We start from the raw sequence: 15,471 nt of genomic DNA on the forward strand, positions 1-15,471 counted from the left end.
AAACGATCGAAAAAGAAAAAATCCCCGTTTTTAAAACGGAGACTGGCTTTTATACGATATACCAGGCGATGCCCATCGCCCCTTCACCAAGGTGGGTCCCGATCACAGGACCGAAATAGCTTTTGTAAAATTCGACATGAGGATATTGCTTTGACAGTTCTTCTATGATCTGATCGGCTTCTTCATCGCGATTGGCGTGAATCACAACGGCTCTCAGCGGTTTGCCTTTTTCTGCATCCTCGCCAAAAAGCTCATACAGGCGGTTTAACGCTTTTTTTCTCGTTCGGATTTTTTCAAAGGGAACGATCAGCTTGTTCTCAAAATGCAAAATCGGTTTTACTTTTAAAAGGCTTCCGACAAAAGCCTGGGCGCCGCTCAGCCGTCCTCCTCTTTGCAGGTGCGAGAGGTCGTCAACCATAAAATAAGCCCTCATTGAAGTTTTCATATGCTCCAAATGGCTGAGGATCTCTTCAGGGGCTGTGCCTTTTTCCGCCATCTCAGCCGCTTCGATCGCGTAGAAGCCCTGGGCCATGCAGCTGATTTCTGAATCAAACGGATATACTTTGATTTCATCAAGCATGCCATTTGCTGATACGGCGCTGTTAAACGTTCCGCTGATCCCGCTTGATAGATGGATGCTGATGACCGCGTCATATGTTTCGCCCAGCTTTTCATATAGTGAGATCAATTCGCCGTACGCCGGCTGAGAAGTCGTCGGGAGACTTTCATGAGCTTTTACTTCTTTGTAATAGTCCTTCCAGCTCATATCAATCTCTTCCTTGTACGAAGCCTCTCCAAAAATAACGTTAAGCGGTATCATATGAATATGGTAGCGGTCCCGCAGTTCTTTTGGTATATAAGCTGTACTGTCTGTTACTACTGCTGTTTTCATGAAATAAACCTTCCTTATGAAAGATACTCTTTTCTATTTTAAAAGAAAAGCAGCCGCTTTTCATTAAAAAGTTTGATTTTCAAAAAAAGAAAAGACCTGCCTGATGGCAAGTCCACTACTATCTCATTTCTACCCAGCCATTTTTAATGGCCACAACGACCGCTTGAGTTCTGTCGTTCACATTCATTTTTTGCAAGATGTTGCTGACATGGTTTTTAACCGTTTTTTCACTGATAAATAATGATTCGCCGATGCCGCGATTGCTCTTTCCGTCTGCAAGCATCTGTAAAACCTCGCATTCCCGTCTCGTGAGAATGTGCAGAGGTCTGCGAATTTCCGGATACACTTCATGCTGAGCGTGTGATGAAACACCGCTCGTTGCCAGACGGCGAAATTCGTTGACAAGATTATGCGTTACCTTAGGATGAAGGTAAGATCCGCCTTCAGCCACTACTTTTACAGCTTCTATCAGTGTATCAGCGTCCATTTCTTTCAGCAGATAACCGCGGGCACCTGTTTTTAATGCATGTGTTACATAGTTTTCGTCGTCATGAATGGACAAAATAATAACCTTTGATTCCGGGTACAGATCGACCAGCTGTTTTGTCGCTTCTACTCCGTTTACATTCGGCATATTAATATCCATGATCACAACATCAGGATGGTAGTGCTCGACAATGCGAGCCGCTTCATCACCGTCGTCTCCTTCAGCTACTACCTCAAAGGTAGGTTCGAAGTCCAAAATCCGTTTTACACCTTCACGGAATAACTGATGATCGTCAATAATTACAATATTTACTTTAGTCACAAGCTACGCCTCCCCATTATCATTGTTCTATACGCCGCTTTTATGGTCAATATGTCTTTTGTCTCTATTTTACAGTTATGTTCACAAAGAAAGCGGAACTTTGATCAAAATAAATGTCCCGAGACCTATTTTCGAATCTATTGTCATTGAACCTTCGAGCAAATCGACTCTCTCTTTCATACCCAACAGACCAAAAGATTTGTTTTTCTTCCCTTTCACTTCTTTTAAATCAAAGCCGGTTCCATTGTCTTTGATGATCAATGTAACAAAATCTTTTGTCACTTCTACTTTAACATGAATCTCATCTGATTCGGAATGTTTCAGAGCATTTGTGACCGCTTCTTGGGCAAGCCGGAAAAGAGCGACCTCAAATCTCGGCGCTATTCGTCTTTCTTCAGATTCACCGATGCATTGGAAATGAATTTTAGCTTTCCCATGATAATCTTCGATCGTATTCAGATATTTTCTGAGCGTCGGAATCAGTCCTAAATCATCCAATGCCATCGGCCTTAAATCATAAATAATCCGTCTGACTTCATAGAGGGCATTGCGAACGTTTTGGCGGAGGTTTCTGATTTCCTGAAATCCTTCTTCTGTCCCTTTGTCCCTGAAGATGCGCTCAATCAATTCCGACCTCATCATGACATTGGCCAGCATTTGCGCAGGCCCGTCGTGTATTTCGCGCGAGACTCTTTTTCTTTCTTCCTCCTGCGCTTCAATAATCCGCAAACCGAAATCCTGTTTGGCCTGCGCATCTTCCAAGAGAACGCCTACCTGACGAAGATCTTGATTTAAATAGTTTAAGACGACGGTAATCTGGCTGACAAGCCCTTCGGAACGCTCAATGATTTCCTGAAGGCCTAAAAGGCGCCGCTCTAAATCATCCCGCTTTTCTCTCAGCTGTTTTTCCCGCTGCTGAATCATCGTCAGCTCCACTTGCAGTTTGTGCGCTTTTTCATAAGCTTCGCGAATCTCTTCTTCACTGAATTTATGAAAGTTTCGGCTGACCTCTGACAAACGGTTTCGCGCATGCCGGGCATGCACCTCCAGCCTGTCTCCGAGATCGATGACTTCGTTGACCTGCTGCTTAATCTGTTTCAGCTCTTCTACCAAGCCTTCATATTGCTGACGGGATTGTTCGCCGATTTGAAAGACTTCATCCTTGCTCCCGTCGACCGTTTTTAACATCTTCATAATGATTGAATCTAAGACTTTGGAGTCCATTTTGGAAACACTCACCCATTTTCCCTCCGTAACAGCATTGTCATGTAGTTTTATCATAATTTTCATTGAACTGAAATTCGTGTCGAATTATAATGAAAGAATGCGCGTATTCTGTTTTTTTTGGTTTTTTTATGGTTTTCCATCCTTATCTATTTCATCATAACAAAATACGCGTCAAAATTCTAAGTCTGTTCGTTTTTTATGAACAGCCTCATGGCTTGTCAGGAGGTAAACGGGCATGCTGCAAAGCTATCTCACAGTTTCCGGGAAAGGGACGCATGAAATCGCGATTGAAAAATCCCGGTTCATTTGTCATCTGAGCCGCGTCAGTACTGAAGAAGAAGCGCAAAATTTTATTCATGACATAAAAAAGCAACATTGGAATGCCACTCATAATTGTTCGGCTTACGTCATAGGAGAAAACGATCAAATTCAAAAAGCAAACGATGACGGTGAACCGAGCGGAACAGCGGGAGTTCCGATGCTTGAAGTATTAAAAAAACGCAATTTGAAGGATACATGCGCCGTTGTTACGCGATACTTCGGCGGAATTAAACTCGGCGCCGGAGGTTTGATACGTGCTTACGGAAAATCTGTATCAGAAGGCCTGAACAATGTCGGAATCGTCGAACGCAAACTGATGCGGGTGATGCACACCACGGTCGGCTACACATGGATCGGGAAGCTGGAAAACGAGCTTCGGGAGTCCCCTTATCAAATAAAAGAAGTACACTATGCCGACGAAGTTGAATTCGAAACTTATGTAAAAGAAAATGAAAAACAAGTATTTACTGAGTGGATAACCGAATTAACTAATGGCAAGAGTGAGAATAGGGAAGGCATTCAGGTCTATTTGGAAGAAGCTTTTAATAATTAAAGGAGAATTATCATATGGCTGAGCGTATAAAAGTGAGAGTGCGGAAAAAGAAGAGTAAAAAAAAGAAGCTGGTCAAACGATTGATTGTCCTTATGCTGCTCGCACTTCTCGTGGTTGGCGGAGTGGGCGTATATAAGATTTTCAACACGATCTCTGCTGCTGACGGCACTTATGAAGAGTTGGAACGGGGAGAAAAATCAAAGCTCCGCGATGAAGTCGTCGATATTAAGAAAAAGCCTTTTTCTATTCTTTTTATGGGAGTGGAGGATTATTCGACGAACGGGGAGCACGGACGAGCGGATTCCCTGATTGTCGTCACGCTTGATCCGAAGCAAAAAACGATGAAAATGCTCAGTATTCCAAGGGATACAAGAGTTCACCTGTCCGGTGACACAACCGGTACAAAAACAAAAATCAATGCGGCCTATGCCAAAGGCGGCAAAGAAGAAACAATTGAAACGGTTGAGGATTTCTTAGGCATCCCGATCGACTATTATGCAACGGTCGATTTTGACGGTTTCAAAGACGTGATCGACGAAATCGGGGGAATCGATGTTGATGTGCCGTTTGACTTTGATGAAAAAAGCGATGTTTCCAAAACGAAGCGAATCTACTTCAAAAAAGGCAATATGCATTTAAATGGCGAGGAAGCATTGGCCTACGCCAGAATGAGAAAGCAGGATAAACGAGGAGACTTCGGGAGAAACGACAGGCAGAAGCAAATTCTAAAAGCGGCGCTCGACCAAGTTTTCCAGCCGCAAAACCTTGCCAAAATCGATACGATCGCCCAAAAAGCGAGCAAGAATATTGAAACGAATTTTAGAATTACACAGGCGCTGGCTCTTCAGCAAATATACAGCGGCTTTGAAGGCAATGATATTGAAACATTAAGTATTACTGGACAAGACCTTACGCTTGCCAATGTGTACTATTTTGAACCGGATGAACAAAACCTTGCGAACGTTCAAAGCGAACTGACCCATCATCTCTACCCGGATTCAACCGCTGATTCAAGCAATTCATCGTCCGACAGCTCAGACACAACCGCCGATGGGACGGATGGTTCTGCAGATGCTTCTGTGTCTTCTTATTAATTGATAGAAATTGATAAAACCTCTTGAAAACTGATAACAGTTTTCAAGAGGTTTTTTACGTTCAACATTATTCTTTATATTTATTGACTTCAAACATCAAAATATTCTTAAAAACGACATAATCCTTTTTGCTCTCAAACGGTCCTTTATTGTTGTCGTGTTCATCAATTTCATAAAAACCCGGGCCCTCGCCTGCATCTCTTTGCTTGTACCATTTCAAGAAAGCATTCACTTCTTTCATGGAAAGCTGGTATTCCTTCTGAAGGCCGTTTACCATGGTGATGACAAGCAGTGCGTCTCCTTCTTCTGACTGATCTTTGTCATCTGTGTTGCCCGGGTTTTCGCCATTGCTTGAATCGTTATCATCGCCCGGTGTTGTACCGGTGTCTGGATTATTTGCATCATCCAAAGAAAACATTTCGACAGACTTTAATATTCGGTTTATAAAGTTTACCTGGCTGCTTCCGCCTATGACGTACAAATCATTCCCAACAGCTACTGTCGAAGCCCCAGACCGTTCATACTGCAGACTAGGAATTTCGTCAACTGTATCAGTTGCAGGATCATACACCTGGACTCTTGCAGTAACATCCCATAATGTAGAAGCTCCCCCACCAAGGTAGATTTTTTTCCCAACGACTGCTGCAGCAAATATATTAGTAGTGCGAAATTTTAATTTACCTTTCTTATTCCAACTATCTGACTTAGAATCATATTCATAAATCAAATTATGAAAGTTATCTATTTTGCCGCCACCCATAATATATATTTTACCATCTACAGACGCGACAGCAGCTCCCTTATAGTAATTAATTTTATCATTCTTCTTTTCCCATTGTTTTGTGTTTTCATTATATGCAAAGTGTCCGAGTTGAATACCTGTTTTTTCAATAAATAAATGAATTGTATCATCTACTACAGCTGCAGAGACTAGATAATCATAGCTTTTTATAGGAACATCAGGGCCCGTTTCCCAAGTGTCCTTTTTGGGATCATAGATTTCAACCTTTTGTGAATTATCTTTTCTCGCTCCATTTGTAGTAGTTCCACCAATTACATAAATTTTTTCATCAACTACCGCCACTGCAGCCCCAGCTCTTTGAGTGGGAATATCCGCCTTTTGCGTCCACTCATTTGTTTTAGGATCATAAACAAATGTTGTATTTGTCGCTACTCTTTTCGATCCAAATCCGCCAATCACATAAATCTTCCCATCAACAACAGCAGTAGCCGCGGCACTTCTGGCCTCCGGTAAATCCGCTTTGCTTACCCAGTTCTTCCCGCTGTTTTCCTCTGCTGACGCACTTCCAAACGGCGACAAAACAGCTGAAAACAGAATTACAAACATAAAGAACAGCTTTTTCACAAAAAACACTCCTTATATAAAATATTTCACCCTTTCCTTTATCGTCTAATCTGACAGACATTTAACATTGGCTTCCATTTAAACGACAAAAAACCTGATTTCAAAATGAACGAAATCAGGTCTTTTCTCAATTCCTCTTCACCATACGCCTGTAAAACTTCGTAAACGGCTTGTATTGTTCATTGACAAGGCCGGTCACCTCGGCGATGATCTGCATGAACAGGATCAATCCGAAGATGATGAAAATCGACATCCAGAGTGTCGCCGTTTTCAGAAGAATGGCGCTCAGGCTGAATACGACGCCGATTAAATAAATGACGATAACGGCTTTTCTGTGGGACAGTCCGAAGGCCATCAGCCTGTGATGGATATGTGATTTATCCGGGGCTGAAATCGGCTGCTTGTTCAAAATTCGCCGAATAATCGCAAAGGTCGTGTCAAAGATCGGCACTCCTAAAATGATGATCGGGATAACAACGCTGAAGAGCGTCACGCTTTTATACAGTCCTAAAAGCGACAGGACGGAGATGACATAACCGAGAAAAAGAGATCCCGTGTCTCCCATGAAAATTTTCGCCGGGTGGAAATTATAGAAAAGAAAGCCCAGCGTGCTTCCGATGACGACTAAGGATAATGAAAAAATTAAAATTTTGTCGGCAGAAAAAGCCATGACGGCAATTGTCGAAAGGCCGATTACCGATATGCCGGCAGCAAGGCCGTCCAATCCGTCGATGAGGTTGATGGCGTTCGTCATCCCAACGATCCATAAAATCGTCAAAGGATATGCAAGCCAGCCTAAATCAAAGCGCAGCTCCCAAAACGGAATCGACAAAAACTCCATTTTCAGGCCGGTGCTGACAATCATGCAAGCCACTAATACTTGAACAATAAATTTGACTTTTGCGCTTAAATTATGTTTATCATCTATAATGCCTAAAATAACGATCATAAAGGCGCCGAGCGTAATAGCGGTTATTCTGTTTTCATATACGCCGCCGGCCAATGATCCGGCCAATACTCCTATAAATATGGCTAAACCGCCCATTCGCGGCATCACTTTATCATGTATTTTTCGATTATCGGGCTGATCGACGACCCCGGTTTTAACTGCTAATCGTTTAACAAGCGGAGTGATGATTAAAACTGTAATTAGAGAGACAAAAAACGCAATAATCGTGCGTTCATAAGACATAAAGAAGTCTCCTTTTTAAATGATGTCTAGTCTTATAAAAGATAGGTCATACTTTTCATTATACAATCTCATTATTTATTATAACAAGCTCCGGCCAAAAGAAACATCATAAATTAAAATCCGCCGCAAACTAAGCACGTTCATTCAGATTTAGTTTTCCAATCATTGTATGAAATAAATGGTGCCAATCTTTTTCGCGCGCCGTCTTCTTGCGAAGTTCGATATGGGAAGGGTCGTCATGTGAAGACTCCAGCTCTTCACAAACATTCGTAAATGTCCCGGTGTCGCTTCCTGCGATATGCCGGTAAATATGTTCTTTCTGCACTTTTTCTGTCGATGGCAGGTTCAAGCCGACGACAGGCTTTCCAGCTGCTAAAAATTCAAACAGCTTTAAAGGAAATACCGCATTATTATAGCTCGATGGTTTATAGGGAATAATCCCAATATCAATCACATTCATGTAGGCCGGAACTTCCGATGGTGCTGCCGGCCCCGTCCATATGACATTGTCTTCCTTGAGAAGCTCTTTAAATTCCGGGTCGCCGTTTGTGCCGTCAGGACCGACAAATAAAAATGTCCAATCTTTTTTCGCCCTGGCGGCTTCTTTGACGAGCTTAAAATCAAGCTTCGGCTTAATTCCGCCAATAAAGCCCAGCACTGTTCCTTCTCTTCCGTTCAATACATCGGCTTTTTGATCATTCAATGCAAAAAGCTCGTACTCCACACCGTTTTCGATCTTAAAAACCGGCTTTTCCTCTCCCTTTAGCCGGTTCTTTACATTTTGGCATAAGTATTCTGAAGTACAAAAAATCGTATCAGCCGCCTTGATGATTCTGCTTTCAGCTTCAAAAATCACCTTTTGCCTGAATGCCGATGCAATGTTTTGCTTTCCGCTGATCGGCGCAGCCCAAAGGTCACTGCAATCATAAATGACCTGATCCCACTGATAAAGCGACGACAAAAGCGGAAAACCGGGGAATGTGTACCACAAACACACTTTTTCTCCGTGAACATCTGCTGTTAAATGCTCAAGCAGAAGCGCCAGCTTTTTTTTATAAAAAACGTCTTTATAGCGGCCAAACCTGAACACTTTCTTTTTCAGAAAATCCTTTACTGCAAATTGTTTGATTCCATTGTCAAGCACTGTAAATGTGTCTGAAGGAGCTTCTTCAGACGGACACACCCAAATAACTTCCTCCGTCTCCTGCTGCTTCGCTAAAAATTCCGCAAGACGATGCCTTCTGTATCTTAACTGATCCTGTCCCCACTCACCGGTCGCCACCACAACATGTATGACTTTTTCTGCTTTCACTTTCAATCACCTTTTCTGTCAATGCCGTTATAATCTCTTCATGACCGCATTCTTTGCATAATGGACAAAGCACCATGTCGCCTTCATCAAATGCAGGCGCTCAATTTCCCTGTACACATACCAGGTTTTTTGAGCGGCTTTCCACTTGTTTCTCGAAATCGATGTATCGACAATCCGATATTCAGCCAAAGGCTCATTCAGTCCGTATGCTTTAAAACCCCGCTTTAAAACAGACAGCCATGTCGCTAAATCCTGCCGTGTTCTAATGTTCGGCATCTGAATGCCGCCCGTTTGTTCTCTGTCAAGCATGACTGTCAGACAGCCGATGATCGTATTTTTTAAAACATCGTCATATGTGAGGCGTTCTGGCGCCTTGACCGTTTTCTGAAGCGGCTCACCGTTTTGGCTGATCATTTCATAGGCCGTAAATGTAAAGGCATGCTGATGCTCTTTCATAAAGGCGAGCTGTTTTTCGAGCTTCTCTTTTTTCCAGATATCATCGCTGTCCAAAAAAGCAACATAACGCCCTTTCGCTTTGTTGAGCGCCGCATTCCGCGCTGCGGCCGCTCCTTGATTTTTCTCTAAATAAATGGCATGGATCCGTTCGTCTTCTTCTTCACAGCGCTTCAAAATATCTCTCGTTCCATCTGTTGAGCAATCATCAGCAATGATCATTTCCCAGTCGGGAAAGCTTTGATTTATGACAGATTGAATGGTCTTCCCGATAAATTCCTCCGCGTTATAGGAAGGCGTTATGACAGAGATTAAAGGTTTTTGACTAGTCATGATCCTGATCCACATCCCCAATCAAAAATTTAACGTTCTTTAAAAACTTCCGGAACAACAATGATAAAAAACGACAGCGCCAGTCCAATCAATACGCCCAGCACCGCTCTTTTTTTAGGCGACATCCCGCCGGCCTGGTTATCCATAACGTTTAAAGGCTCGATTTCTTCCGCGGCCTTCAGGTCAAGCTTGTTCGTTTCAAGCTCATACAAAAATCTTTGTTTATCAACCTTGGAGTCAGCGCTGACTGTTTCACCTTCAAGCGCTTTAATGTTCTTTTCGATCATTTCTTCTCTTTTTGAAAACAGCGTCTTGTCCGCTGTCATATAGGCATTCTTGATCTTTTCTAGAACGTTCAATGTTTCTTCTTTGTCAGATCCTGTATAGTTCAAATTAAAAAGCGAGTCTGAGCGGATTTCAATCGCCAGTTCATCTTTAAGCGTCGCAAGATCCTCTTCCGGCATCTCCGGGAAAGCTTCTTTTAAAAACGGTTCATTTTTCAACAGCAGCGGAACATCTTTTGCATTATTGTACTTCGATTCACCGTAATTTCCTGTCGAGATTGTCACAGAAGCCGTGTAGTCAGACGGAGCGGCCTTTCCCTTTGGCATGAAATAGCCAAACAGTCCAAGAACAAGCGGAAGCGCGATTATCAGCACAAAATACTTTTTTATTCTTCCTGCAATACGTTTCATTAAATGCTTCACATGAATTTCTCCCTGCTTTTAAATTCTTTTTTGACAACAATCATCTAAAACGTTCGGTCTCACCTGTTCCTTTTATTCTAAAGGTATTGACCGCCGCAATGACCAAAGCGAGAAACACCCAGTGGAAATATAAATTCGAGACGGAACTCGGACTGATGCTTGATACAAGAAAGCTGACAAGAGCGGCGATCAGCCCCTCCAAAAGAAGCTTATAGCGGCTTGTGAGCCCCCTTTTATAAAAACGGTAAAGCACTACAATTAAATAAATATATATCGTTAAATAGCCAAGCATCATGATAACCCCAAAATTCGCCATAATCTCAACGAGCCAGTTGTGCACTTCAACAACCTGATCCGTATCAAAAAGCGCATGATGCTCTAGATAATAAGGCACATTTCCGGCTCCAACGCCAAATCCGTATGTATCCAGCACATAATGTCCGGCGTTTTTCAAAAGATTTGCCCTGGCGACATTGGACGGCAGCGGCTCGCTGAAATCGTGTGTGGTTTGCGGGGCTAAGAAGTATTTATAGAAAGTATCTGTGATTTTGCCGGAAAAAAGCGCGGCAAAAGCGATGAATCCTGTGGCAGCGGCGATAAGGACCCACTTCTTGAAAAGCCGCGGCAGCAAAATGAACACGTATAGCGCAAGTCCGGCCGCCACACCCAAAATACTGGCCCTTGAACCAGTCAGGTAAATCAAATAAACCGAACAAAGCGCAAGTATCAATCCCGCCATCTTCATATAGCTGTTTTTCATGTTTTTGAAAAAAGCCAAATAAAAGAAGAAGCTGATTGACAGGAACGTCGCAAAGTCATTCTGATTGAAAAAAACCGACGTCGGATAGTGCTGCTTATAATGCGGCCCGTTATAAAGCGTGGAGCTCGGCAGATGGTGCAATGTAAAATGATTATAGAACCCGATGACCATTAAAAAAATCGTCATCACCATCCATATATAATAGAAAGCGAGAAGCCGGTCCAATTTTTGAAAGTACATCACAATCAGAAAGACAAAAAACATCCCCATCGCCAACAGCGATAAATATTTCACACCGTCTGTAACAGACTTGACCCAAAGCAGCGAAATCATTCCATAGCAGAACCAAAAAGCAAAAAACATGAGGATGCCTTTCACTTGAACAGGCTGCCATTTTTTAAGATGACTGTTGCCTTTCAACACTTCCGCAGCAAACCAGACAGCTGCAAGGAGCAAGAGAATACGGTACGGAAACAGGCTGAAAAAGCCGAGCTTGACCGTAAAGAACGCATTGTTGGCAAAAGTGGCTGCGATGAGAAGATATAAGATGGGCAGCATCAGCTGTTCCGGCGATATGTAAGGCCTCAGCACCACGATCACGGCGAGTGTGATCAACAATAGAAAGACAAACAACATTTTCTTTGTACTTGTCTGAGCCAGCAGATTTGTTAAAGCTAAGCCTGCGATCAAAGCGGCGAGCCAAACCAAAGCATTGACCGCGTAGCGTTTCAGACTCATTGAATTTCCCCTTCCTTCCGCTTGTTTCTGGAAAAGGGGCTGCCGACATTTGCCAGCAGCCAGTTATTGATTACGTATTCATCTCTTTTTTATAATATGAAATCGTCTTTTCCAGTCCTTCACCGAGCGGCATTTTCGGTTCCCAGTTTAATATTTTTTTTGTGTCTTCATTGCTCAGCGTGCTGTGGCGAATATCTCCCGGTCTTTCATCCTGATAGATCGGAGAAAGCGTTGAATTGGTCACCTTTTTCATTTCGGCAAACAGCTCATTGACTGTAATTGAAAAGCCGTTGGAAACATTTAAACAAACGTTTGATTGGGCTTTGAGCGCTTGTATATTAGCGGAAGCCACATCGCCGACATAGATGAAGTCGCGGGACTGTTCACCGTCTCCAAAGATGACAGGTGCCGCGCCGCTTGTTAAAAGATCGGAGAAAATCGAGACGACTCCACCCTCTCCTTTTGCATCCTGACGCGGTCCGTACACATTGCTGTACCGCAGCACACAGTACTCGACTCCGTACAGGTCATAGGCCAGCTTTAAATAGTTTTCAACGGTAAGCTTTGTCAATCCGTAAGGCGAGCCGGGATTTGTTTGATGACGGGTGTCGACAGGCAAATAATCCGGGTTTCCGTAGACGGCGGCGGATGACGCAAAGACGATTTTTTTCACGCCGCATTCACTCGCTGCTTTAATGATATGGAGTGAACCTCTTATGTTGATATTTTCATCATTTAAAAAATCGCTGACAGACTCCGCTACACTCACCTGTGCTGCTAAATGAATAATATAATCGGGATTAATGCTTTTGATCACTTCTATGGCTTCCGGGTGTGTAATATCCTCCTGATAGAAATCGATTGGAAGACCCTCGATATTTGAGAGATGACCCGTTGTTAAATTATCAAGCACCGATACTTGATAATGTTCTTTCAGGAGCTGTTCCGTAATATGTGAGCCGATAAATCCGGATCCGCCTGTCACTAGTACTTTTTCCATTGTTAAAACACCCCGCGTTTATACTTTTGTTAAGATCTTCTCTCCCTGAACTCCAGGGCGGCCGATTGAATGGTAGATAAATCCTTCTCTTTTCATATCATCAAGCTCAAATAGATTTCTTCCGTCAATTAGGACCGGTTGATTTAAATAAGATTTTAGTTTCTTGACATCCATATGCTTAACCTGCGGCCAGTCCGTCAAAATGAGACATGCATCAGTATCTTTTACAGTACTAAACAAATCGTTGCTATAGACAGCTTGATCGCCAAGCAGACGTTCCGCTTCCGGAACTGCAATCGGATCATATGCTTGCACATTGGCTCCAAGGCTTCGCAGCATCGGAATCACGTCTAAAGCAGGCGCAGACCGCATATCGTTTGTATTTGGCTTAAAAGCCAATCCGAGAACTGAGATTGTCATGCCATTCAGATCGCCAAACACATCAAGCAGCTTTTGGACGATGTGCGCACGCTGTTTCTGATTCGTCTCAATGACGGCTTCAATCATTTTAAAAGGATAGCCGACAGATTTGGCGATTTGCAGCAAAGCCATCGTATCCTTAGGGAAGCATGATCCGCCAAAACCGATCCCTGCTTGTAAAAATTTCTTGCCGATTCTGCTGTCGAGCCCGACGCCTTCAGAAACCTTTGACACATCGGCGCCGACTCTTTCACAAATATTCGCCATATCATTAATAAATGAGATTTTCGTTGCTAAAAATGCATTTGCCGCGTATTTGATCATTTCTGCGCTTTCAAGGTTTGATTTGACGATCTTCGTTTGAAATGGTTTATGAAGTTCTTCTATAATCGCCGCGGCTTTTTCGCTCGTTGCGCCGATAACCGCTCTCTCCATATTCATCGTGTCATAAATCGCTGTTCCTTCACGGAGAAATTCAGGATTTGAGACGACATCGAACGGATATTCACCTTTGGACGCCTCTTCAATAATTGATTGAACGAGCTTTCCTGTTCCAACAGGCACTGTGCTTTTGTTGACAATAATTTTATACCCGTTTAAATGGCTTCCGATCGATTCGGCAACGGATTTCACATAGGTTAAATCAGCTTCTCCGTTTTCTGACATCGGCGTTCCGACTGCTATATATATAATGTCCGATTCTTTAATCGCCTTGGGAATGTCCGTTGAAAAGAACAATCTGTTCTCATTTACGTTTTTATCAACAAGTTCTTGCAGCCCGTTTTCATAAATCGGCATTATACCGGCTGATAACCCTCTGATTTTTTCAGCATCTATATCACAACAGACAACCGAGTTCCCTACCTCTGCAAAACAAGTTCCAGATACCAGCCCAACATATCCTGTTCCAATAACAGCGATTCTTTTCAATATCATCATTCCCTTCCTTAAGCTAACCCTTCAATCCAATAGCTTTTATAGGCGATGATTTTGTCTCTATCTCTTTTCTTTATAATCTCATCATGGACGCAAAACTGCTGCTTTAAACGGGAGTCTCTTTACATTTATCCCGGTTTTTCTATTAGAGGTCTACGCCATCATAAGGTTTCTTATTCATGTCATGCAAAATACTTTCATACCTCTTCTTCAGCGCTTTCGCGTTTTGGCTTGCATCATAATGCTCATATACCTTTTGATACAGCTCCTCAGCGATATCCTTCTGCCATTTGCCGCCTTCCATATAATCGATCACCGCGGCTTTCAAATCGGCAACAGAACGCGGTTTTACAAGGAGATGCTGATGCTTTCCGAACAAAGACGGCACACCGCCGACCGATGTACATAAAACCGGTACTTTCAGAGCGAGTGCTTCAATGACAACGGTCGGCATCCCTTCTGAATATGAGGGAAGAACAAAAAGATCTGATGCGGCAAGGTATTCAGATATTTCCTGATTTGCAACCTGTCCCGTCAATATCGCTTGATCTCCGGCTTTTTGACGGATCTGCTGTTTTTCCGACCCATCTCCGATAAAAACAGCCGTGTAGCTGTCATCAAGCTGGCGGACGGCCTCTGCAAGCTCTGCTACTCCCTTCCCTTTGACCAAACGGCCGACGAAAGCCAGCAGTTTTTTGTCTGTGGGCAAGCCGTATTTCTCCCTCAATTCACCCTTTGAAGCAGAGGGCTTTTGAAACCGGTCAAGGTTAACCCCGATGGGAAGCACAGAGCTTTCAACACCGGTCAGCTCTTTTGTTCTTTCTTTCAGCACATCGCTGACCGACAATACATCAGAAGCGGAGCGAACTGCTTTTTGAAAAGCTTGAAAAGCGCTTTTGCTGTAATGCGGATAAATATTGACATCACTTCCGTGCAGCGTCAGTATATAAGGAACTTTCAGCCTTTCTGAGACGACGGCAGCGGCGCCCCCGGAAGGCATCGCGAAATGAGCATGAATCATATCGGGAGCAAGCCCGTGTTTCTCGATTGCCCGCAAAACGGCCTTGGCTATCCGGCGATGCGGCTGAGCCCATTTCAACTGGCCGGGCAGCGCCATATATGGAGGCCTGTAGACCGGAACGCCCTTTCTTTCTTCATATTCCGGAACTGACCGTATTTGCCGGTATTTTTTTTTCAGCAACCTGAGAGGCGCGGGATTCACAGGCAATGGACATATGACTGTGACATCCATGCCGAGCATTCGCAGCGCCTGGACTTGAGTCTCATGAAAAACGCCTTCCCCCGGTTTTTGACCGCTGGGATAAACACTTGTAATCCAAAGTACCTTCAACATTAAAC

14 protein-coding genes are annotated in these 15,471 nt (G+C 43.3%); 2 read left to right on the forward strand and 12 right to left on the reverse strand.

Going from position 1 to position 15,471, the window contains the following annotated elements:
• Window positions 1–49 precede the first annotated feature (49 nt).
• From RBH91_RS19750 to RBH91_RS19760, 3 genes are all read right to left on the reverse strand, one after another.
• Window positions 50–892, reverse strand: coding sequence for a DegV family protein (locus RBH91_RS19750; protein WP_307892645.1), 843 nt, complete (start codon window positions 890–892; stop codon window positions 50–52).
• Window positions 893–1,010: 118 nt separating this feature from the next.
• Window positions 1,011–1,700, reverse strand: a complete 690-nt coding sequence (gene degU / locus RBH91_RS19755) for a two-component system response regulator DegU (protein WP_003185730.1) — start codon at window positions 1,698–1,700, stop codon at window positions 1,011–1,013.
• A gap of 81 nt (window positions 1,701–1,781) precedes the next feature.
• Window positions 1,782–2,939: a two-component sensor histidine kinase DegS gene (locus RBH91_RS19760; protein WP_076761138.1), complete on the reverse strand. Its 1,158-nt coding sequence runs from the start codon at window positions 2,937–2,939 to the stop codon at window positions 1,782–1,784.
• A 223-nt stretch (window positions 2,940–3,162) separates the two neighbouring features.
• On the opposite strand from RBH91_RS19760, the gene RBH91_RS19765 reads away from it, so the two are divergent.
• Together RBH91_RS19765 and RBH91_RS19770 are read left to right on the forward strand one after the other, a co-directional pair.
• Entirely contained in the window at window positions 3,163–3,801 is a 639-nt protein-coding gene (locus RBH91_RS19765) for a YigZ family protein (protein WP_307892646.1), read from the forward strand.
• Between the two features lie 14 nt (window positions 3,802–3,815).
• The gene (locus RBH91_RS19770) at window positions 3,816–4,895 is read left to right on the forward strand and encodes an LCP family protein (protein ID WP_307892647.1); all 1,080 of its coding nucleotides are present in this window, start codon (window positions 3,816–3,818) and stop codon (window positions 4,893–4,895) included.
• Window positions 4,896–4,962: 67 nt separating this feature from the next.
• Here RBH91_RS19770 and RBH91_RS19775 read toward each other — a convergent pair whose 3' ends face one another.
• From RBH91_RS19775 to tuaC, 9 genes are all read right to left on the reverse strand, one after another.
• On the reverse strand, window positions 4,963–6,261 hold the full coding sequence (locus RBH91_RS19775; RefSeq protein WP_307892648.1) for a Kelch repeat-containing protein: 1,299 nt from the start codon (window positions 6,259–6,261) through the stop codon (window positions 4,963–4,965).
• A gap of 127 nt (window positions 6,262–6,388) precedes the next feature.
• Window positions 6,389–7,453: a glycosyltransferase family 4 protein gene (locus RBH91_RS19780; RefSeq protein WP_076761142.1), complete on the reverse strand. Its 1,065-nt coding sequence runs from the start codon at window positions 7,451–7,453 to the stop codon at window positions 6,389–6,391.
• A gap of 130 nt (window positions 7,454–7,583) precedes the next feature.
• Window positions 7,584–8,765 carry a teichuronic acid biosynthesis protein TuaH gene (gene tuaH, locus RBH91_RS19785; protein WP_307892649.1) on the reverse strand — a complete coding sequence of 394 codons (1,182 nt, stop codon included), beginning with the start codon at window positions 8,763–8,765 and terminating at the stop codon, window positions 7,584–7,586.
• Between the two features lie 27 nt (window positions 8,766–8,792).
• Window positions 8,793–9,551, reverse strand: a complete 759-nt coding sequence (gene tuaG / locus RBH91_RS19790) for a teichuronic acid biosynthesis protein TuaG (RefSeq protein ID WP_307892650.1) — start codon at window positions 9,549–9,551, stop codon at window positions 8,793–8,795.
• A gap of 29 nt (window positions 9,552–9,580) precedes the next feature.
• Window positions 9,581–10,246 carry a teichuronic acid biosynthesis protein TuaF gene (gene tuaF / locus RBH91_RS19795; protein ID WP_404802521.1) on the reverse strand — a complete coding sequence of 222 codons (666 nt, stop codon included), beginning with the start codon at window positions 10,244–10,246 and terminating at the stop codon, window positions 9,581–9,583.
• A 52-nt stretch (window positions 10,247–10,298) separates the two neighbouring features.
• Complete coding sequence (tuaE, locus tag RBH91_RS19800) at window positions 10,299–11,756, reverse strand: teichuronic acid biosynthesis protein TuaE (RefSeq protein ID WP_076761144.1); 1,458 nt, start codon at window positions 11,754–11,756, stop codon at window positions 10,299–10,301.
• 70 nt (window positions 11,757–11,826) lie between these two features.
• On the reverse strand, window positions 11,827–12,756 hold the full coding sequence (locus RBH91_RS19805) for an NAD-dependent epimerase/dehydratase family protein (RefSeq protein WP_307892652.1): 930 nt from the start codon (window positions 12,754–12,756) through the stop codon (window positions 11,827–11,829).
• A gap of 18 nt (window positions 12,757–12,774) precedes the next feature.
• Window positions 12,775–14,106, reverse strand: a complete 1,332-nt coding sequence (gene tuaD / locus RBH91_RS19810; protein WP_307894800.1) for a UDP-glucose 6-dehydrogenase TuaD — start codon at window positions 14,104–14,106, stop codon at window positions 12,775–12,777.
• A 151-nt stretch (window positions 14,107–14,257) separates the two neighbouring features.
• Window positions 14,258–15,463 carry a teichuronic acid biosynthesis protein TuaC gene (gene tuaC / locus RBH91_RS19815; protein ID WP_307892653.1) on the reverse strand — a complete coding sequence of 402 codons (1,206 nt, stop codon included), beginning with the start codon at window positions 15,461–15,463 and terminating at the stop codon, window positions 14,258–14,260.
• Window positions 15,464–15,471: the final 8 nt, after the last annotated feature.

Source organism: Bacillus swezeyi, assembly GCF_030908325.1.
Lineage (GTDB): Bacteria > Bacillota > Bacilli > Bacillales > Bacillaceae > Bacillus > Bacillus swezeyi.

Excerpts from the sequence above, each read along its gene's own strand:
- RBH91_RS19750 (WP_307892645.1), bottom strand. The coding sequence starts at position 892 with ATGAAAACAGCAGTAGTAACAGACAGTACAGCTTATATACCAAAAGAA.
- RBH91_RS19765 (WP_307892646.1), top strand. The coding sequence starts at position 3,163 with ATGCTGCAAAGCTATCTCACAGTTTCCGGGAAAGGGACGCATGAAATC.
- RBH91_RS19770 (WP_307892647.1), top strand. The coding sequence starts at position 3,816 with ATGGCTGAGCGTATAAAAGTGAGAGTGCGGAAAAAGAAGAGTAAAAAA.
- RBH91_RS19780 (WP_076761142.1), bottom strand. The coding sequence starts at position 7,453 with ATGTCTTATGAACGCACGATTATTGCGTTTTTTGTCTCTCTAATTACA.
- tuaG (WP_307892650.1), bottom strand. The coding sequence starts at position 9,551 with ATGACTAGTCAAAAACCTTTAATCTCTGTCATAACGCCTTCCTATAAC.
- tuaF (WP_404802521.1), bottom strand. The coding sequence starts at position 10,246 with ATGAAACGTATTGCAGGAAGAATAAAAAAGTATTTTGTGCTGATAATC.
- tuaE (WP_076761144.1), bottom strand. The coding sequence starts at position 11,756 with ATGAGTCTGAAACGCTACGCGGTCAATGCTTTGGTTTGGCTCGCCGCT.
- RBH91_RS19805 (WP_307892652.1), bottom strand. The coding sequence starts at position 12,756 with ATGGAAAAAGTACTAGTGACAGGCGGATCCGGATTTATCGGCTCACAT.